Origin of the sequence: Planotetraspora kaengkrachanensis (assembly GCF_016862895.1) — a bacterium.
Lineage (GTDB): Bacteria > Actinomycetota > Actinomycetes > Streptosporangiales > Streptosporangiaceae > Planotetraspora > Planotetraspora kaengkrachanensis.
The window spans coordinates 161,184-180,820 of sequence record NZ_BONV01000014.1 but is presented as its reverse complement, the minus strand read 5'-3'; the positions used below and the strand labels follow the sequence as shown (position 1 = coordinate 180,820).

At 72.0% G+C, this 19,637-nt stretch carries 16 protein-coding genes; 13 read left to right on the top strand and 3 right to left on the bottom strand.

Translation table 11 applies throughout. The features are described 5' to 3' along the window. Positions 1-113: 113 nt before the first annotated feature. From Pka01_RS17835 to Pka01_RS17820, 4 genes are all read left to right on the top strand, one after another. Positions 114-2,546, top strand: coding sequence for a Tex family protein (locus tag Pka01_RS17835; RefSeq protein WP_203883898.1), 2,433 nt, complete (start codon positions 114-116; stop codon positions 2,544-2,546). Positions 2,547-2,805: 259 nt separating this feature from the next. Continuing rightward, complete coding sequence (locus tag Pka01_RS17830) at positions 2,806-4,836, top strand: glycosyltransferase family 2 protein (protein ID WP_203883897.1); 2,031 nt, start codon at positions 2,806-2,808, stop codon at positions 4,834-4,836. A 191-nt stretch (positions 4,837-5,027) separates the two neighbouring features. Next, positions 5,028-5,918, top strand: a complete 891-nt coding sequence (locus Pka01_RS17825; RefSeq protein WP_239115089.1) for an alpha/beta fold hydrolase — start codon at positions 5,028-5,030, stop codon at positions 5,916-5,918. A gap of 189 nt (positions 5,919-6,107) precedes the next feature. Then, the gene (locus Pka01_RS17820) at positions 6,108-7,214 is read left to right on the top strand and encodes an MBL fold metallo-hydrolase (RefSeq protein WP_203883895.1); all 1,107 of its coding nucleotides are present in this window, start codon (positions 6,108-6,110) and stop codon (positions 7,212-7,214) included. A gap of 66 nt (positions 7,215-7,280) precedes the next feature. Here Pka01_RS17820 and Pka01_RS17815 read toward each other — a convergent pair whose 3' ends face one another. Further along, positions 7,281-8,228, bottom strand: coding sequence for an endonuclease/exonuclease/phosphatase family protein (locus Pka01_RS17815; RefSeq protein ID WP_203883894.1), 948 nt, complete (start codon positions 8,226-8,228; stop codon positions 7,281-7,283). 240 nt (positions 8,229-8,468) lie between these two features. Between Pka01_RS17815 and Pka01_RS17810 the strand changes: the two genes are divergently transcribed. Continuing rightward, positions 8,469-9,497: an ROK family protein gene (locus Pka01_RS17810; protein ID WP_203883893.1), complete on the top strand. Its 1,029-nt coding sequence runs from the start codon at positions 8,469-8,471 to the stop codon at positions 9,495-9,497. 115 nt (positions 9,498-9,612) lie between these two features. Continuing rightward, positions 9,613-9,960, top strand: a complete 348-nt coding sequence (locus Pka01_RS17805) for an avidin-fold protein (protein ID WP_239115083.1) — start codon at positions 9,613-9,615, stop codon at positions 9,958-9,960. A gap of 7 nt (positions 9,961-9,967) precedes the next feature. Here the strand turns inward: Pka01_RS17805 and Pka01_RS17800 are convergent, their stop codons facing one another. Continuing rightward, the gene (locus Pka01_RS17800; protein WP_203883892.1) at positions 9,968-10,603 is read right to left on the bottom strand and encodes an Lrp/AsnC family transcriptional regulator; all 636 of its coding nucleotides are present in this window, start codon (positions 10,601-10,603) and stop codon (positions 9,968-9,970) included. Between the two features lie 121 nt (positions 10,604-10,724). Here Pka01_RS17800 and Pka01_RS17795 point away from each other — a divergent pair, with 121 nt between their 5' ends. From Pka01_RS17795 to Pka01_RS17770, 6 genes are all read left to right on the top strand, one after another. Next, entirely contained in the window at positions 10,725-12,320 is a 1,596-nt protein-coding gene (locus tag Pka01_RS17795; protein ID WP_203883891.1) for an ABC transporter substrate-binding protein, read from the top strand. Further along, positions 12,295-13,428: an ABC transporter permease gene (locus tag Pka01_RS17790; protein WP_203883890.1), complete on the top strand. Its 1,134-nt coding sequence runs from the start codon at positions 12,295-12,297 to the stop codon at positions 13,426-13,428. The genes Pka01_RS17795 and Pka01_RS17790 overlap by 26 nt, the downstream gene beginning before the upstream one ends. Further along, entirely contained in the window at positions 13,425-14,321 is an 897-nt protein-coding gene (locus tag Pka01_RS17785) for an ABC transporter permease (protein WP_239115082.1), read from the top strand. Before Pka01_RS17790 ends, Pka01_RS17785 begins: the two co-directional genes overlap by 4 nt. Then, positions 14,318-15,109, top strand: a complete 792-nt coding sequence (locus Pka01_RS17780; protein WP_203883889.1) for an ABC transporter ATP-binding protein — start codon at positions 14,318-14,320, stop codon at positions 15,107-15,109. The genes Pka01_RS17785 and Pka01_RS17780 overlap by 4 nt, the downstream gene beginning before the upstream one ends. Next, the gene (locus Pka01_RS17775; RefSeq protein ID WP_203883888.1) at positions 15,109-16,023 is read left to right on the top strand and encodes an ABC transporter ATP-binding protein; all 915 of its coding nucleotides are present in this window, start codon (positions 15,109-15,111) and stop codon (positions 16,021-16,023) included. The genes Pka01_RS17780 and Pka01_RS17775 overlap by 1 nt, the downstream gene beginning before the upstream one ends. 67 nt (positions 16,024-16,090) lie before the next feature. Beyond that, complete coding sequence (locus tag Pka01_RS17770) at positions 16,091-17,059, top strand: M24 family metallopeptidase (protein WP_203883887.1); 969 nt, start codon at positions 16,091-16,093, stop codon at positions 17,057-17,059. A gap of 13 nt (positions 17,060-17,072) precedes the next feature. Here Pka01_RS17770 and Pka01_RS17765 read toward each other — a convergent pair whose 3' ends face one another. After that, complete coding sequence (locus Pka01_RS17765; protein ID WP_239115081.1) at positions 17,073-17,657, bottom strand: DJ-1/PfpI family protein; 585 nt, start codon at positions 17,655-17,657, stop codon at positions 17,073-17,075. Positions 17,658-17,997: 340 nt separating this feature from the next. On the opposite strand from Pka01_RS17765, the gene Pka01_RS17760 reads away from it, so the two are divergent. Next, a complete protein-coding gene (locus Pka01_RS17760; protein WP_203883885.1) occupies positions 17,998-19,410 on the top strand; it encodes a hypothetical protein in 1,413 nt (470 codons plus the stop codon). The last annotated feature ends 227 nt before the right edge of the window (positions 19,411-19,637 follow it).

Here is a 19,637-nt window from a genome sequence, read left to right as displayed (position 1 = left end):
GCCGCGTTCTGCCGGGCCGTACGGCCTTGTCATGCGGCCTTCGCCCGCGACGGCGGGATCGCCTCCGCGATCCGGCAGAATGAGTGCCTCCCGGAAGAAGGCGGATCAGGATCGTGACGACCTCCATTCAGCAGCGGATCGCCGAGGAGCTCGGCGTGCGCGAGAGTCAGGTGACCGCGGCCGTCGACCTGCTCGACGGCGGGGCGACGGTCCCGTTCATCGCCCGCTACCGCAAGGAAGCGACCGGCATGCTCGACGACGCGCAGCTGCGCACCCTCGAGGAGCGGCTGCGCTACCTGCGTGAGCTGGAGGAGCGGCGCGCGGCCATCATCGAGTCGATCCGCTCGCAGGGCAAGCTCGACGACGCCCTCGAGGCGCAGATCATGGCGGCCGACTCGAAGGCGCGGCTGGAGGACATCTACCTGCCCTACAAGCCCAAGCGCCGGACCAAGGCGCAGATCGCCAGGGAGGCGGGGCTGGAGCCGCTCGCCGACGGCCTGCTCGCCGACCCCACGCTCGACCCGGCCGCCACGGCGGAGCCGTACGTCGGGGAGGGCGTCGCCGACGCGGCGGCCGCACTGGAGGGCGCCCGGGCCATCCTGGTGGAGCGGTTCGGCGAGGACGCCGACCTGATCGGCGGCCTGCGCGAGCGCATGTGGGGACGCGGCCGGATGGTCGCGCAGGTCAGGGAGGGCAAGGAGGAGGCCGGGGCCAAGTTCTCCGACTACTTCGACTTCTCCGAGCCGTTCACGAAACTGCCCTCGCACCGCATCCTCGCGATGTTCCGGGGCGAGAAGGAGGAGATCCTCACCCTGACGCTCGACCCCGAGGCGGAGGAGCCGAACGGCTACGAGCTGCGCGTCGCCGCCCGGTTCGGCATCTCCGACCAGGGCCGCCCGGCGGACAAGTGGCTCGCGGAGACCGTCCGCTGGGCCTGGCGGACGCGGATCCTGGTCCACCTCGGGATCGACCTCCGTACCCGGCTGTGGCAGGCCGCCGAGGAGGAGGCCGTGCGCGTCTTCGCCGCCAACCTGCGCGACCTGCTGCTCGCGGCCCCGGCGGGCACCCGCGCGACGATGGGTCTCGACCCGGGTCTGCGTACGGGTGTGAAGGTGGCCGTGGTCGACGCGACGGGCAAGGTCGTGGCCACCGAGACGATCTACCCGCACGAGCCGAAGCGGCAGTGGGACCAGTCGCTCGCCGTCCTCGGCCGGCTCGCCGCCGAGCACGGGGTCGACCTGATCGCGATCGGCAACGGCACGGCGTCGCGCGAGACCGACAAGCTCGCCGGGGAGCTGGTCAAGCTCATGCCGGGGCTCACCAAGGTCGTGGTCTCGGAGGCGGGCGCCTCGGTCTACTCGGCCTCGGCCTACGCCTCGCAGGAGCTGCCCGGCCTCGACGTGTCGCTGCGCGGCGCGGTCTCCATCGCGCGCCGTCTGCAGGACCCGCTGGCCGAGCTCGTGAAGATCGACCCGAAGTCCATCGGCGTCGGCCAGTACCAGCACGACCTGTCCGAGGTGAAGCTCTCCCGGTCGCTCGACGCCGTGGTCGAGGACTGTGTGAACGGCGTGGGCGTGGACCTGAACACCGCCTCGGTGCCGCTGCTCACCCGCGTCTCCGGAATCGGCTCCGGCCTGGCGGAGAACATCGTGTCGCACCGCGACGCCAACGGCCCGTTCCGCTCGCGGAGCGCGTTGAAGCAGGTTCCGCGGCTGGGCCCCAAGGCGTTCGAGCAGTGCGCGGGCTTCCTGCGCATCCCGGACGGCGACGACCCGCTCGACGCCTCCAGCGTGCACCCGGAGGCCTATCCCGTGGTCCGGCGCATGCAGGAGGCCACTCAGGGGGACCTGCGCTCGCTCATCGGCAACACGGCCGCGCTGCGCTCGATCAAGCCGGCCGACTTCGTCGACGACACCTTCGGCCTGCCCACGGTCACCGACATCCTGAAGGAGCTCGAGAAGCCGGGCCGCGACCCCCGGCCCGCGTTCAAGACGGCGACCTTCAAGGACGGCGTGGAGAAGATCTCCGACCTGGCCTCCGGCATGATCCTGGAGGGCGTCGTCACGAACGTCGCGGCCTTCGGCGCCTTCGTCGACATCGGCGTGCACCAGGACGGGCTGGTCCACGTGTCGGCGATGTCGAACACGTTCGTCAAGGACCCCCGTGACGTCGTCAAGCCCGGCGACGTGGTGCGGGTGAAGGTCCTCGACGTGGACATCCCGCGCAAGCGCATCTCGCTCACGCTCCGGCTCGAGGACGAGGCGACCGCGGGCCAGGGCGGACGGCCCTCTCGGGACGGGAGGCCCCAGCAGGACCGGGGCGCGGGCCGGGGCCGTCAGGGCAGGGACGGCGGCCAGAACGCCGGCCAGAGCACCGGGCAGAACCGGGGCTCCGGCAATCGCTCCGGAGGCGGCTCGGGCGGCGGCAGCGGCTCCGGCAACCGCTCCGGACGCGGCTCGGGCGGCGGCAGCGGCTCCGGCGGCGGCGCGATGGCCGAGGCCCTCCGGCGCGCGGGCCTCACCGACCCCGGGTCCTCCCGCCGCTGACGCCGGCACACTCCGGAGACACCGCATGCATCACGGCCGGGTTCCCCCAAGGAGCCCGGCCGCTCTGTTCCCTCCCGCCGGCGGCCGGCCCGGGTGCCGCTTCACGCTCCGAAGCCCTCGCCGGGGGCGGTTCGCCGTACCCCGGGCCCGGGCGTGGGACCGCGACGGTCCGCGCAGACGATCGCGGAGATCACCGGGCACCCGCTAGCGTGTCCCGCACGACTCTCCGGGCGATCTTGTGCCAGGGGCCCCCGACCAGATGATTGAGGCGACATACGACATGCCCATCAAGGTGAGCGTCGTCATCCCGGTCTACAACCCGGGTGAGTACATCGAGGACTGCATAGCCTCGCTCCTGCGTCAGAGCCTCCCGGACGACGAGTACGAGGCCATCTTCGTCGACGACGGCTCCACCGACGAGACCCCCGCGCGCCTCGACCGCCTCGCCGCCGAGCACCCGCACATGCACGTGATCCACCACCAGGAGGGGTCCGGCTGGTCGGGGAAACCGCGCAACACCGGCATCGCGGCGGCGAAGGGGGAGTTCATCCAGTTCGTCGACAACGACGACTGGCTGGGCGACGAGGCCCTGGAGCGGATGTACGACTACGGCGTCGAGCACGACGCCGACGTGATCGTCGGCAAGATGGCGGGCAAGGGACGCCCGGTTCCGCTGGAGCTCTTCCGTGAGAACCGTCCCCGCGCCACCGTGGAGAACGCCCCGCTGATCGACAGCCTCACTCCGCACAAGATGTTCCGCAAGGAGTTCCTGGACCGCTGCGACCTCCGGTACAAGGAGGGGCGCCGCCGGCTCGAGGACCACGTCTTCGTCACCGAGGCGTACCTGCGGGCCGGGAACATCGCGGTCCTCAGCGACTACCTGTGCTACTACCACATCAGGCGTGACGACGCCTCGAACGCGGGCTTCCAGCGGTTCGACCCGGTCGGGTACTTCACCAACCTCCGTGAGGCCCTCGACATCGTGGAGCGGTACACCGAGCCGGGCCCCCTGCGCGACCGGCTCTACCGCCGCTGGCTGCGCAACGAGATGGTCGAGCGGATGCGCGGGCAGCGCCTGCTCAAGCTTCCCGAGGACTACCGGCAGGAGCTCTTCCGCGAGATCCACAAGGTGGTCGTGGAGCGTTTCGGCCCGGGCGTCGCGGCGGGCCTGCAGCCCACCCAGCAGATCGCCGCCGCGTTGATCGCCGCCGACCGGCTGGGCGACCTGGAGGAGTTCGCGCGGTGGGAGGCCGGGATCAGGCCCTCCGGCACCCTGGAGCGCCTCGCGTGGAAGGACGGGAAACTGGAGATCGGTTTCAGCGCCGAGTACCTGTCCGGCGGCGAACCGATCACCTTCCGCGGCGACGGCGACAGGGACCTGATCGACCCGGCGCTGCCGGAGTCCACCATGGAGGCCGTCGCGCGACTGGGCGCCGACACCTCGGCGCCGCTGGGCCGGTCCAAGGTGGACCTGGTCGTACGGGAGCGCGAGACGGCCGCGGAATTCTTCCAGCCGATCGAGCTGACCCGTGTGAAGGTCCCCGCGGAGGGACGGGACGGAATGTCCCGGCAGGTGCTGCGCGCCACCGCACTCGTCGACCCGCAGGCCGCGGCCGGCGGCGCCGAGCTTCGGGCGGGCATCTGGGACGTGCTGATCCGCATCAGCTCCTGCGGCTGGACCAAGGAGACGCGCCTCGGCTCGGTCCGCGGCGAGGACGCGGAACGCGGGCGGACCGGCGCTCTCGTGGGCTCGCCGTGGCGGCTGGTGCTCCCGTACTGGACGACCCCGCACGGCAACCTCTCGCTGGACGTCGACCAGAAGACCAAGCGGTTCCCCATCGAGCTCACCGGCCTGACCGAGGCCGACGCGACGGTCCGGGCGGGCCAGGCCGGGCTCACCGTGCCCCTCCCTCTGCATCTCCAGGATGCGGGCGAGGCCACACTCAGGCTGGCCGCGCCCGCGTCGAAGCGGAAGGTGACTCTCGCCGCCCGACTGGACGCGCGTCAGGGCGCGGGCGCGGTGCTCACCGCCGAACTTCCGATGAGCGAACTGGCGGGCGCCCAGTGGCGCCTGGACCTGTCCCTGCCCTCCTCGGGCAAGCCGAAGTTCGCGAAGCTCCCGCTGGTCGTCGGGGTCTCCGAGGACGGCGGGGCCGCCGTGGTGCGGCACGAGGAGGCCTCCGTCGCCGACCCGGCAACGGCTCCCGCGCGACCCAGGCCCGCGGCATCCGGACAGCGGTCCGTGCTGAGCCGCGCCGCCGACAAGGTCCGCCGGGTCCTGAAGAGATAGCCGGACCACATCGGACGCACGCGGCCGGGCCTCCCACCGGGAGCCGGGCCGGGCTGCGGGGCCACTCGCTGAATTGCGGTTATGCGAAGTCAGTCCCAAATATGAGATATGTGGGATTGTGTAGATCACGCACTTCACCGAAGGCACGACCGCACACCGGCGGGCGTGGCAGCCGACGAGCCGGGGTGACGATGGCCGAGGATCCCGAACCGAGTCCCGCGTTCCGGAACCCGTTCACGACCATGAACGGAGCGGCCGAGTACCTCGCCGCCTACGACGCCGTCCTGGCCCAGTGGCCGGTCCCCGTCGAGTCCGCACGGCTCCGCTCTCCGTACGGCACTACCCACGTCAACGTGTGCGGGCCACGCGAAGGACCGCCCCTCGTCCTGCTGCACGGCGGCGGCGCGACGTCGACCGTGTGGTTCGGCCAGGTGGAGCTGCTGAGCCGTACCCGCCGCGTGTACGCGGTCGACACCATCGGCGAAGCGGGCCGCAGCGTCGCCGACGGCCGCCCCGTCACGACCCAGGCCGACCTGATGGACTGGCTGGACGGGCTCTTCAACGGGCTGGACCTGGACGCGGCGGACCTCTGCGGCCACTCCTACGGCGGGTGGCTCGCACTCGGCTACGCCCTGCACGCCCCGAAGCGGGTGCGCAGGCTCACGCTGCTCGACCCGACCGACTGCTTCGCCGGCCTGCGCCTGAGCTACCGCCTGCGTTCCGTCCCCCTGTTCGTCAGGCCGGACGCCGATCGGATGCGCGCCTTCATCCACTGGGAGACCGGCGGCGCGGCGGTCGATCCGGCCTGGCTGCGGCTGATGTGCCTGGGAGCGGAGTTCCCCCGTTCCAAAGTCGTCATGCCGCGCCGTCCCGCCTCTGAGCGGTTGCGCGCCTCGGACGTGCCGGCGCTGGTCCTGCTCGCCGGGCGGAGCAGGGCGCACGACGTCCGCGAGGTGGCGGCCGGCGCCCGCCGGCTTCTGCCCCATGTCGTCACCGAGGTCCTGCCCGGCGTCTCGCACCACGGCGTGCCGAGCGAGGACCCCGGTCCGCTCGGCCGCGCCCTGGAGGAGTTCCTCGGTTGAGTTCGGCTGAGCGGGCGCCGCCGCGCGGGGACGCGTGCGCGGACCACGGCCGGGATTGTCTAGGCTGATCTGCGGCGTGCTCGGCGCGCGCCTCCCGGCTCCCCGCCCACCCCGACTCACACCACCCCCCGATCCGTCCCGATTCGCGCCATCCCGGCGCCGCGCCACCCCCGGCAAGGAGAGTGTTCAATGGCAGGTCGACACGGCCGGAAGCTGGCCCTGATCACGGGAGCGGTCGCACTCGGCGCCGCCGGGTGGGCCCTGCGCGGCATTCCCGCCGCCCTCGGCTCGCGGCCTTCCGGAGAGCGGGCCCGCCGGGTGAAGCGGTCGCCCCAGTTCCGCGACGGCGCTTTCAGGAACGGCAACCCGAGCCCGATCCTGCCGCCCGGCACGGTCAGCCGGGTCGCCCGCGAGATGATCTTCGGGAAGCAGGCGCGCGCTCCCCGGTTGCCCGTGCCGCTCGTGACGCCGTCCCGCGCGCCCGGCGGCGACCTGGACGTCATCTGGTACGGCCACTCCTCGGCGATGGTGGAGATCGAGGGCAGGCGCGTCCTGTTCGACCCGGTGTGGAGCGACCGCTGCTCTCCCTCCCCGCTGGCCGGCCCCCGGCGGCTGCATCCCGTCCCCGTGCCCCTGGACGACCTGCCCGAGATCGACGCCGTCGTGATCTCCCATGACCACTACGACCATCTCGATCTGGAGACCGTCAGGGCGCTCACCCGGGCGGGATCCGCGCCGTTCCTCGTGCCGCTCGGGGTCGGCGCCCATCTCCAGCGGTGGAAGGTGCCCGCGTCGCGGATCATCGAGCTCGACTGGAACGAGGAGGCCGTCGTCGCGGGGCTGCGCTTCGTCGCGACCCCCGCGCAGCATTTCTCCGGCCGCGTGTTCACCCGTGACCGGACCCTCTGGGCGTCCTGGGTGGTCGCGGGCGAGCGCAGGCGGGTGTTCTACACGGGCGACTCCGGCTACTTCGCCGGGTACGCGGCCATCGGCGAGGAGCACGGCCCCTTCGACCTGTCCCTCGTCCAGATCGGCGCCTACAGCCCCGGCTGGCCGGACATCCACATGACGCCGGAGGAGGCGATCCTCACGCACCTCGACGTGCGCGCGGGGGTGCTGCTGCCTGTGCACTGGGGGACGTTCAACCTCTCCTACCACGCCTGGAGCGAGCCGATCGAGCGGCTGTGGCGGGAGGCGAAGGCGCGCGACGTCCGGCTCGCCGTGCCCAGGCCGGGCGAGCGGGTGAGCGTTGACGACCTGCCGCCCGTCGACGCCTGGTGGCAGACGATCGCGTGATCGCCCGGACCGCGCGACGGCTGAGAACGTGACGGCCCAGACCGTCATGTCCCAGACTTGCTCGGCTCAGATCGACAGCGTGGCGACGACCGGTGCGTGGTCGGAGTCGGCCGCGTCCCTTCGCGCCGCCGGCTCGTCCCCGACCGACGGCAGCCCGTGGTCGACCACGGACCTGACCGACTCGACCCGGTCCAGGACGGCCCGGCTGACCAGGATGTGGTCGATCAGCTCGCCCCGGCCGTGGTAGACGCGGGAGTGCCGCTCGGATTCGGGGATGAGCGGCGCGAGGTTCCACAGGCGGGTCGCGTCGCCCTTGTCCGGCCGCCGCTCCCCCACGGTGCCGATCTCCGAGCCGGGCGGGCCGAGCAGGATCTGGGTGGTCGCCGCCTCGGGTTCGTCGTTGAGGTCGCCGAGCACGATGACGCCGCGCGTGTGCCCCTGCCGGTCGAGCAGCCGGTCGGCCAGGGCCCGCACGGTGACGGCCTCGGCGCTGCGCCGGTACAGCGCGTACGCGCCGAACCTGGCCCGCTCCCCCTCGTCCCGCGGCTGGAACCGTTTGCCGGGGAAGGACAACAGCTTCGACTTGAGGTGGCAGACCACGATGTCGAGCGCCGTTCCGGGCCGCGGCTCCACCCGTACGGCCAGCACGCCCCTGCTGGTCTGGAAGGTGGTGGCCCCGTTGTCGTCCGCCTGGACGGGTGCGAGCGGGTGGGAGAAACCGGTGATCTGGTGCAGCACCTGGAGGGGGAATCTGCTGACGAAGCCGACGCGGATGCCCCGGGCGTCGGGATGCCGCGAGAGCGCGACGTGCCACTCGCCGTCCAGGAGGGAGACCAGGTCATCGAGGGCGGCCGGGTCGCCGACCTCTTCGACGCCGAGCACGTCGGGAGAGATCCTGGTGATCGTCGCGCTCAGCGCCTTGAGCTTGGCCTCGTAGGCCGCCGGGTCCCGGGGGCCGAACTCGCCGCCGGGACGGTAGAGGTTCTCGAGGTTCCACGTGCCTACTACAGCCATGGCCGCCACCCGGGGTAGTGGTCGAATCAGGGGATTCCGGAGACGGATTCACTATGTACCGGTCCAGCGTCCCTGGCGAGGACATCGCATCGCGAAACCCAAGACTGTTTCTGTAAAGCCACTCCACCGGGACACGTCAGCCTCATGAGGCGGGGGACGGAGGTGAAGCACGGGGTGTGCTGGGCGCACGATCTCTCGTAGTGTCGACTGTCACAAGCGCGGACAGAAGGAAATCCCCCAATGGCAGATGCAGGGTCCTGGGTCGTCGTCGGCCTGGACAACGGCGGCACCAGCAACAACGCGACGATCCTGGACGCCTCGGGGCGGTTCCTTGTCCACCGCATGGTCGAGACGCCCAGCCTGGTCCGCGAGGGTCCGGAGACCGCCGTCGAGCAGCTCGTCGTCGCCATGCAGAACGTGCTCGAGGTCACCGGCACGGCCGCCGAGCGGGTCCGCGCCGTCGGCCTGGACACTCCGGGGCCGGCGAGCGCGAACGGGGTGATCTCCTCGAAGGGCGCGACGAACTTCGTCGATCCCGGCTGGTACGGCTACGACTTCCGGGGCGCGCTCGAGGCCCGGCTGGGCCTGCCGGTCGTCTACAACAACGACGGGAACGCGGCCGCGCTCTACACGCACCACGTCCGTTTCGGCGACGACGCGTGGGACAACTCCTCGGTCTCCGCGATCGTCGGCACCGGGCTCGGCGGCGGCGTCATCGAGTCGGGGCAGGTGGTGAAGGGCGCCGCCGGCATGGCGGGCGAGCTCGGCCACGTCCACATCCCGCTGCACGGCCTGCTCGAGGACGGCCAGCCGCTGCCGGTCTGCAACTGCGGGTTCACCGGCGACGCCGAGAGCGTCGCCTCGCTGACCGGCATCGAGAAGAACCTCCTGCCCTACTGGCTGTCCCGGTTCCCCGACCACGACCTGGCGCGGATCGAGCCGATCGGCAAGGCCGCCAAGCTGCTGCGCGGCTACGCGGAGAACGGCGACGAGCTCGCGCTCAAGGTCTTCGAGCAGCAGGCGAAGGCGATCGGGCGGCTGTTCACCATCGCGGCCAACTTCACCGACCCGGACGCGTACTTCGTCGGAGGCGGCGTGGTCGAGGCCGCGCCGCATTTCCGCGAGTGGTTCCTCGAGAAGGTGCGCGAGCACACGCTTCTGCGCGAGGAGCAGCGGCGGGTCACGACCGTGGCGCTCGTGGAGGACCTGGACATGGCCGGCGCGCGCGGCGCCGCGCTGGCCGCGCTCAGCGAAACGGTCGGCCGCTGATCTCACGCCTGATCACCCGCTACACCTGGACGGATAACTACGCGTAAAGCGTGATTGTGAGCTAAACGTCCAGGTCTGGTTGCGGATGTCCGTGAGTCCGGCACGATGCGGAGTCGTGAACGACAAGGATCTCCTCAACGGCCGCCGATTCGCCATGGTCAGCTCCACGTCCAGCACGGTCGATCCCGACGCGCCGACCGAGTTCGCCTACGAGGAGGCCGACGGGGTCATCTGGGGCAGTTACGCCGGGGACACGGTGGAGCACGGCCGGTTCGTCGGCACCAGGGACGCCGACCGGATCGAGCTGTCGTACGTCCACCTGCTGACGACGGGCGAGCGGGCGAGCGGCCGGAGCAGCAGCCGCATCGAGGCCCTGCCCGACGGCCGCCTGCGGCTGGTCGAGGAGTTCCAGTTCGCCGGCGACGGCGAGACGCACGTCAGCGTCTGCACCGAGCTCCGGTGACGCGCCGCTACTCCTTGCCGAGCCCGGCCCTGCCCTCCGCCGCGCCCACGAAGCCGAGTTTGCCGAGCGGGACGGGATCCTGCGCGGGCGCCGGGGCCGGACGGCGGGGAGGGCGGCCCGGGCCGCGGTCGCTCGGCAGCACGTAGGGCCGCCGGATCACCTCGTCGAGGATGAAGACCGTCTCGGTCGCCTTGACCGCCGGGATGTTGGCCAGGCGTTCGGTGACCATGCTGTGCACCGCGGCGACGTCCGCCACCCTGATCTGGATCATGGCGTCGTGCTGCCCCGTGGTGATGGCGCAGTACTCCACCTCCGGCATCTTGGCCAGCTCGGCGCGGAACTGACGCCACATCTGCTGCCGGACGGTCACGAAGATCAGCGCGGTGATGCCCAGCCCGGCGCGCGTATGGTCGATCTCGGCCGTGAACCTCCTGATCGCGCCGTCGGCGCGCAGCGCCTCGAAGCGCGTGTACGCGTTGGCCCGCGAGATGCCGACCCGCTCGGCGAGCGCCGCCACGGAGATCCTCCCGTTCTCCCGGAGTACTTCGAGGATCTTCAGATGCGTGGCGTCCAGTTCCAGGCCGATGCCGATCCGTCCAGGCGGGCCGCCCTCAGTGCTCTGGTTGCTTGACGTTTCGGTCACCGTCTATTCCTCCGCGGGCGTTTCGTCTCGGCTTTGCCGTACGAGCTGGACTTTCTGCCGGACAATCCTGGACGATCGGCGACCAAACGTCTATACCGACCGATTTTCGGAGGATACAGAAATGGCGACCCGTTCGCGGCAGGCGCAGGCAGCCCTGCTGCCGGTGCTGCTCACCGGCTTCCTCTCCCTCGCCGCCTGCTCCGGCGGCGGTTCGTCGACGACGTCCCCGGGCGGCACCGCGGCCAAGACGCTCGTGATCGACACCTCGTTCGACCTCAAGACGGCCGACCCCGGCCGCACGTACGAGCCCACCGGCCTGATCGTCGACAAGGCGATCTACGACACGCTGCTCACCTTTGACGGGTCCGACGTGACCAAGCCGGTCCCGGCCCTGGCCGAGTCGTACGAGCTGTCGCCCGACGGCACCACGCTCACGCTGAAGCTCCGCGCGGGGGCCACCTTCTCCGACGGCTCCCCCGTCACGGCCGACGACGTGGTGTTCTCGCTGACCCGGGTGCGCGACATGAAGGGCACCCCGTCCTTCCTCCTCGACGGGGTGGACGTCGCCAAGACCGACGAGTCCACGATCACCCTGACGTCCAAGACGCCCAACCCCGCCCTGCCGTTCCTGCTCCCCAACCCGGCTCTGGGCATCATCAACTCCAAGGTCGCCAAGGCCAACGGCGCGACCACGGACGCGAACGACAAGGCCGAGGCGTACCTGAACGCGAACTCCGCCGGCTCGGGGCCGTACACGATCGAGTCGTTCAACGTCAGCAACCAGGTCGTGCTCAAGGCGAACACCAGGTACTGGGGCGCGAGCAAGCCGGTCTACGACAAGGTGGTCATCCGCAACGTCGAGGCCGCGACGCAGAAGCTCAACGTGCAGCGCGGCGACAGCCAGGTGGCGCTGAACCTGTCGGGCGACCAGGTCTCCGGCATCTCCGGCGGCCTCCAGGTCGCCAAGACGCCGTCGGCCAACGTCATCTTCCTGCTGGCCAACCAGGACCCGTCGGTCAGCAAGGTGACCTCCAGCCCCGGGTTCGCCGAGGCGGTCCGCAAGGGCGTCGACTACGCGGGCCTGCTCGAGCTCGCGGGAGAGGGATCGGTGCAGGCCCCGGGCGTGATCCCGTCGATGCTGCTCGGCGCGCTGCCGGCCGACCAGGTCACCCAGCGTGACGTCGAGGGGGCCAAGGCCGCGCTCCAGTCGAGCGGGCAGAGCAACCCGACGGTCAAGCTCGAGTACCCGAGCGAGCTGACCGTCAACGGCCTGTCCTTCCAGCCGCTGGCAGAACGGATCCAGGCCAACCTCAAGGAGGTCGGCATCAACGTGGAGCTCGCTCCCGCGCCGGTCACCACCGCCCTGGACAACTACCGCAACGGCAAGGAGGAGCTCGGCCTCTGGTACTGGGGACCCGACTATCCGGACCCCAGCGACTACCTGGCCTTCCTCCCCGGCAAGCTCGTCGGCCTGCGGGCCGGCTGGAAGGCCGGGGCGGACAAGGACCTCGAGGCGGCGGGCGACAAGGCGGCGACCACCCTCGGCGACGACGCACGCAAGCAGGCGTACGCCGACATCCAGACGAAGCTCAACGCCTCCGGCCCCTTCGTCCCCCTCATCCAGCCCAGCCAGAACATCGTGACGGCCGCGACCGTCACCGGCATGGCCTACAACCCGGTGTGGACCGTCGATGTCGCCGACCTCGGCGCCAAGTAACGAACCAGGGCCCGGTACGGCGGCGCAGGGGGCCACCACGGCCCCCGCGCCGCCCGGCCGTACCGGGCGGGGGCCGCGCGGCTCCCGCAGGCCCCTGGCCCGCTTCCTGGCCCGCCGGGTGGCCGTCGCACTGCTTCTCGCGGTGGCCATCACACTGGTCACGTTCGTGCTGACCAACCTGGTCCCCGGCGACCCCGTCTCGGCCAACCTCGGTCAGCAGGCCCTCGGCGACCCCGCCATCGTGGCCCAGTGGCGGGCCGACCACGGGCTCGACCGCCCGCTGCCGGAGCAGTACCTGCTGCACCTTGAGGGCCTGCTGCACGGCGACCTCGGGATGAGCCAGCAGAGTCACCGGCCGGTCCGCGACGACCTCGCCGAGTTCGTCCCTGCGACCCTGGAACTGGCCGGGACCGCGATCCTCATCTCGCTGGTCCTGGGGGTGGCGTTCGGCGTGATCGCCGCCCTGCGCCGCGACCGGCTGTCCGACCACGTGCTCAGGATCGCCAGCCTCATCGGCATCTCCGTGCCGACGTTCTGGCTGGCCCTCGTGGCCTTCTACGTCTTCTTCTTCCGGCTGCAGATCACACCGGGCAGCGGCAGGATCGACCCCGGCATGAGCCCGCCGCCGCAGGTCACCGGGCTGTACACGGTCGACTCCGCGCTCTCCGGCCAATGGGACGTGTTCGCCTCGGCCGTCGGGCACCTGCTCGCCCCCGCGCTCGTGCTGGCGCTGTACACGATCGGCCTGCTCACCCGCTTCACCCGGTCCGCGGTGCTGGAGGTGCTCGGGCAGGACTACGTCCGCGCCGCCCGGGCGAAGGGGCTGCCTGGCCGGGTCGTCCTGTTCCGGTACGTCCTGCGGCCCGCCCTGGTGCCGATCATCACCGTGGCCGGCCTCGCGTTCGGCAGCCTGCTGTCCGGGACGGTGCTGGTCGAGGCGGTCTTCGCCTGGCCGGGCGTCGGCCAGTACGCCTACAAGAGCGCGACGACCCTCGACCTGCCGGCCGTCATGGGCGTCGGGCTCGTGGTCGGCCTGGTCTACCTCGTCATCAACCTCGTCGTCGACGTGCTCTACGGCGTCGTCGACCCGAGAGTGAGGGTCTCGTGAAACGACCCGGGGTCCTCGACCCGGAGCGGCGGGCGGAGATCCGGCCGCGCCGGGTCCGCCTGCCTGAGGCGTGGCGGCGGCCCCTGGCCGTGGCCGGCGGCGTCATCGCCCTCGTCTGGATCGTGATCGCCGTCGCCGCGCCGCTGCTGGCGCCGCACGACCCGCTGGCGCAGGACCTGCCGCGCCTGGCGCCGCCCGGCGCCGGGCACTGGTTCGGCACCGACCAGCTCGGCCGCGACATCCTCAGCCGGGTCATGTACGGCGCGCGGGTCTCGATCCCGCTCACCCTGCTGCTCGTGGCGCTGTCGGTGCTGATCGGCGGCCTGCTCGGCGCCGCCGCCGGATATTTCGGCCGATGGGTGGGCGAGACGATCATGCGGGTCGCCGACCTCGTGTTCGCCTTCCCCACGGTGATCCTCGCCATGGTCGTGGCGGCCGCGCTCGGGGCGAGCCTGGCCAACGCGGTCCTCGCCGTGCTCGTCGTCGCGTGGCCGTCCTACGCCAGGGTGACGCGCGGGCTGGTGCTCGGAGTGCGGGAGCGCGAGTTCGTCCTGAGCGGGCGCCTGCTCGGCTTCTCCGCCTGGCGCTCGCTCCGGGTGGACGTCCTGCCCAACGTGACAGGACCGATCATGGTCCTCGCCACCCTGGACATCGGGACGGCGCTCCTCCTGCTCTCCGGGCTGTCCTTCCTCGGCCTGGGCGCCAAGCCGCCGTCACCCGAATGGGGCGCGATGGTCGCCTCGGGGGTCGAGGTCTTCGACAGCTGGTGGGTCGCCACCTTCCCCGGGCTGGCCATCCTGACCGTGGTCCTCGCGTTCAACTTCCTCGGTGACTCGCTGCGAGACGCCCTCGACCCCCGCACCGCCAGGGCCATCAAGGAGCGTGCGCTGTGACGCTGACCATCTCGGGCCTGACGGTCTCCATCGGCGGCGCGGAGATCCTGCGCGGCGTCGACCTCGAGGTCGGAGCCGGCCGCGTGCACGGCCTGGCGGGCGAGAGCGGTTCGGGCAAGACCGTCACCGGGCTCGCCGTGCTCGGTCTGCTGCCCCACGGCTCCCGTACGGCCGGGCGGATCGAGCTGGAGGGCCGGGATCTGCTGGCCATGCCCGCCAAGCGGCTCAACGCGGTGCGGGGGGCCGAGATCGCGATGGTCTTCCAGGACCCCGCCACCAGCCTGCACCCCATGGTGACGGTGGGCGTCCAGCTGACCGAGCACATGCGGCACCACCTCGGCGTCGGCAGGAAGGAGGCCCGGGACAGGGCCGTCGGCCTGCTCGCCAAGGTGCGCATCCCGTCTCCGGGGACGGCCGTCGACCGCTATCCCCACCAGTTCTCCGGCGGCATGCGCCAGCGGATCGCCATCGCCGTCGCCCTGGCCTGCGAGCCCAAGGTGCTCATCGCGGACGAGCCGACCACGGCGCTCGACGTGACCGTCCAGGCGGGCATCCTGCGGCTGCTCCGCGGGCTCTGCGACGACCTCGGCCTGGCGGTGCTCCTGGTGACCCACGACCTCGGCGTGATGTCTGCCGTGGCCGACGAGGTGAGCGTGATGAAGGACGGGCTGGTCGTGGAGACCGGGCCGCGCGGGCAGGTCCTCACGGAGCCGCGCCACGCCTACACCCGCGTCCTGCTGGAGTCCCTGCCAGGGGACGGCCCCAAGCTTCCGCAAGAGGAGCGGTGATGACACTGCTGACGATCGACGACCTCGTCGTCGAGCACCGCACGCCCGGGCGCCCGCTCGTCCGGGCCGTGGCGGGGGCGAGCCTCACCGTGGCCGCCGGGGAGGTGGTCGGCCTCGTCGGAGAGTCGGGGTGCGGCAAGTCCACGCTGGCGCGCGCGGTCTGCGGCCTGCATCCGGCGGCCGCGGGCACGATCACGGTCGGCGGGCATCCGGTGAGCCCCCTCGGGCTGCGCAGCCGGAGCCGGGCTCTCACCGGCGCGCAGATGGTGTTCCAGGATCCCTACGCCTCGCTCAATCCGCGGCGGCGGGTGGGAGCCCAGATAGCCGACGGGCTCCGCACAGCCGGAGACCGCACCACCACCCCCGAGGACCTGCTCGAACGCGTCGGGCTGCCCCGCGACTTCGCCGGGCGCTTCCCGCACGAGTTCTCGGGCGGGCAGCGGCAGCGGATCGCGATCGCGCGGGCCCTTGCGGTCAGGCCGTCCCTGCTGATCGGCGACGAGCCGATCTCGGCGCTCGACGCCTCGGCCCAGTCGCACGTGGCACGGCTGATGCGCGACCTGGCCGTGGAGTCAGGGGCCGGGCTGCTGTTCATCAGCCACGACCTGTCGGTCGTCCGGCTGATCGCCGACCGGATCGCGGTGATGTATCTGGGGAGGATCGTCGAGACGGGACCCACCGCGGAGGTGTGGGCCGACCCGAGGCACCCCTACACCCGGGCCCTTCTCGGCGCGATTCCGCATCCCGACGGCCGCGGGGTGCTTCCCGCGGAGTTGCCCGGCGACGTTCCCGACCCGGCGGATCCGCCCTCCGGGTGCCGGTTCCACCCCCGCTGTCCGCTGGTGATGGACGTGTGCCGGGACCGGGAACCGGAGTTCGGCCCGGTCGCCTGCTGGCTGCACGAGCCGGCGTGACCGAGCGGCACGACGGGCCATGCCGGAGCGAGCCGCGCCCGACGGACCCCCGCTGATGGACCCACGCATGATCGACGACGTGCGGGCCGGTATGGCCGCCGCAGGCGTCGACGCGCTGGTGCTGCGCCCCTCCCCCGACTTCCGTTATCTCGGGGGGCGGGGCCCGGGTTACCTCGTCCTCACGCTCGAGGGCCCGCCCCGAAGCGCGCCGGGACCCGCCGAGGCCGCGTCCCTCGTGCCCGCCTCGGCGAGGCGCGTCGCCGTCGACCCGGAGACCCGGGCGCGTGAGTTGCTCATCATGGGGCTCGACGCCGAGCTCATGCTGGCCTCGGTCGTGCTGGGGCCGCTCCGGCTGACGAAGCGGCCGGCCGAGGTCGGCGCCCTGCGGCGGGCGGCCTCGGCCGCAGACTCGGTGCTGCTCGCCGCGCGGGACCTGGGCTGGTTCGGGGCGACCGAGCGGACCATCGGCCACAGGCTGCGGGCGATGCTGGCGGAGGCGGGGTGCGACGAGGCCCTCTCCGTGGTCGTCGCGGCGGGTGAACACACGGCCGACCCGGCGCACACGCCGTGCGACCGGGTGATCAACCCCGGGGACGCGGTGGCCGTCTCTGTGTGCGGGCGGTGGGACGGCTACTGCGCGGAGGTGGCCCGCGTGTTCGCCGTCGCCGAGCCCCCCGAGGACTTCGAGGCCATGTACTCGGTGGTCCTCGCGGCCCAGCGGGCGGCCTCCGACGCCGTACGAGCTGGAGTTCCGGCATCCGAGCCGGCCCGGCTCGCCCGGGACGTGATCGACGGCAGCGGCTACGGCCACTACATGTCCGAACGGCAGGGGCGCGGCATCGGGCTCAGCCCTGAAGAGGGCCCGTCGCTGGACTCCGGCGAGAAGTTGGCCCCCGGCATGACGATCTGCCTCGAAACGGCCATCTATCTGCCCGACCTGTTCGGCGCGCGGGTGGCCGACGTCGTGTTGTGCGGCCCGGAGGGGCCCGAGCGGCTGAGCTCAGGCCCCCGGGCCCTGCACATCGCCGACCACTGACCGGCGGGCCGTCCTACACCGGCGGCATGGGGTCGTACTGCATCATGCGCCTGACGTCCCTGGCGCGTTCCGTCCCCGCCAGCCGCGCGACGACGTGCAGCGCCATGTCGATGCCCGCGGAGACGCCGGCGGACGTGATGACGTCGCCGTCGTCCACGTAGCGATCGTCCGGCCGCACGTCGATGCTCGGGTCGAGCCCCTTCAGGGTGTCCAGGCTGCCCCAGTGCGTGGTCGCCGGCCGACCGGCGAGCAGTCCCGCGGCGGCGAAGACGAGCGAGCCGGTGCACACACTGGTCAGCAACGGCACCCGCTCCCGCTGCTCGCGGACCCACGCCAGCCGGGCGGGGTCTTCGAGATGCGGGCGTGTGCCCCTTCCGCCCGGATAGACGAGTACGTCAAGCGGCCCGACGTCCGCGTACCCGTGGTCGGCGTGCAGCGTCATGCCCTTCGACGCGAGCACGGGCCCGGCCTCGGAGGCGAACGCGACGACCTCCGCCTCACCAGGCCACTTGGTCGCCCACATGCCGAACACCTCCCAGGGGCCGACGGCGTCCAACTCCTCGACGTGCTCGAACAACAAGATGCCGATACGTGTCATGGCGACATCCTCGCGCATCGGCTTCCTGTCATCGCCACTCGATTTCGCGCGCTTATGACGAGCCAAGGGCGCTTTAGTGGGGAATATCCCGGAAGCGAGCTCTGTGCAGGAGATCGCTTCTGCAAAAGTGAGCAAATAACCACTATCGGCTTCAGAAACCCCACCTGACACGGTGGAAGATAGAAAGGTCGTTTTGCACTCGTGGACCTCACGGGCAGGCCGACCACACCCCGCCACCATGCCGGGGGGTTTCGCACTCGGGGGAGGAACCATGACCGTGGCTCAGACGACAAGGCCGTCACGCACGCGAAAGTCCAGCACCTCCAGTACTCGCTCCGCGGTGGCGAAGAAGAGCTCCGGCCACCAGCTCAAGCTCAACCTGCCGTTCATGAGCATCCAGGTCCGCCAGCCGGAAATGCGGATGCCGCACATGGACATGCCCCATATCAGCACGCGTGAGGTCGGGCAGGCCATGGACATCGCTCGGACGTTCCTCCCCCCGCCTGAGCGCATCGTCTACTACGGCGGTCTGGGCGCGCTCGCCGTCCTCGGGCTCATCGAATGGCCCGTAGCGGCGGCCATCGGCGCCGGGACGATAATCGCCCAGCGCACCAAGATGCAGGAGCGCTGGTCCCCGCTCCGCGCGCAGCGCGCCGCACCGCCGAGGACCATGCGATCGGCTGAGAAGCCGTCCGAGGGCGCGGAGGAGCCGACGACGCGCAAGCCCGCCGCCAGGCGCACCACCGCGCGCAAGACGACGACCGGGGCCGCGAGGCGCACGACCACCGGCCGTGCGACCACGGCGCGGACCGCCGCCGGACGGGCCACCGCGGCGGGCCGCACAGCCGCAGGCGCGACGACCGGCCGCGCCACCACCGCGAAGCGCGCCGCGGCAGGCACCGCCGCGGGCCGTGCGACCACGGCGCGGACCACCGCCGGACGCACCACCGCAGGACGGGCCACCACCGCGAAGCGCGCCGCGGCAGGCACCACCGCGGGCCGTGCGACCACGGCGCGGACCACCGCCGGACGCACCACCGCGGGACGGGCCACCACCACCCGGCGCGCAACCGGGGGCACCACCACCGGACGCACCACCACCGCGAAGCGCGCAACGACAGGCACCACCGCGGGCCGCACGACCGCCGGACGGACCACTACCGGCCGCGCCACCACCGGCCGCGCCACCGCGGCGCGGACCACCGCAGCCCGGCGCACAACCGGGGGCACCACCACCGGACGCGCCACCACCGCGAGGCGCACCACGGCAGGCACGACCGCCGGACGGACCACCACCGGCCGCACGACCACCGGCCGCACCGGTACCCGGCGGACGACCGCGGCACGAAGCACCACGGGACGTTCGACCACGGCACGGAAGACCACCGCGCGGGCGACCACGCGGCGCACGACCGGAGGCACGACCGGACGCACCAGCACCGGACGCACCGCCCCCGGACGCAGCACCGCCGGTCGTACGACCACGGGACGGACCGCCGCCAGGCGCACCACAACCGGACGCTCGACGGGACGGACCTCGGCGGCACGCGCCTCCATGGCGAGGACGTCGCCCGCGCGCATCGCCACCGGGCGCACCACCGCCACGGCGCGCACGTCGGCGGCGCGGAAGGCCACGGCACGCACCACGGCCGCACGCGGCTCAGCGGCGCGCACAGTGACCGTGCGGACCGGCAACGCGAAGCCGACCGCCAAGCGTGCGCCGGCCAAGCGCACCACCAAGGCCGGCGAATAGGAGGCAGCACTCGGCGTGGCCGCGTCCCAGAGCACGTCCCCTGGGTTTCGGCCCCGGGTCCGCACCATGGACACGTGACCACGTCGGCTGCCGCCACCACGTGAGCCGACCGGCTCCACCCGCTCCGTCTGCTTCACCCGCAGTACCCGCGTCACCCCGCGTGACCTTCGCGGCCCGATCCGGCTGATCCCGGCCGGGACGCCGAGGAGATCGGGGGGTGCGCACGC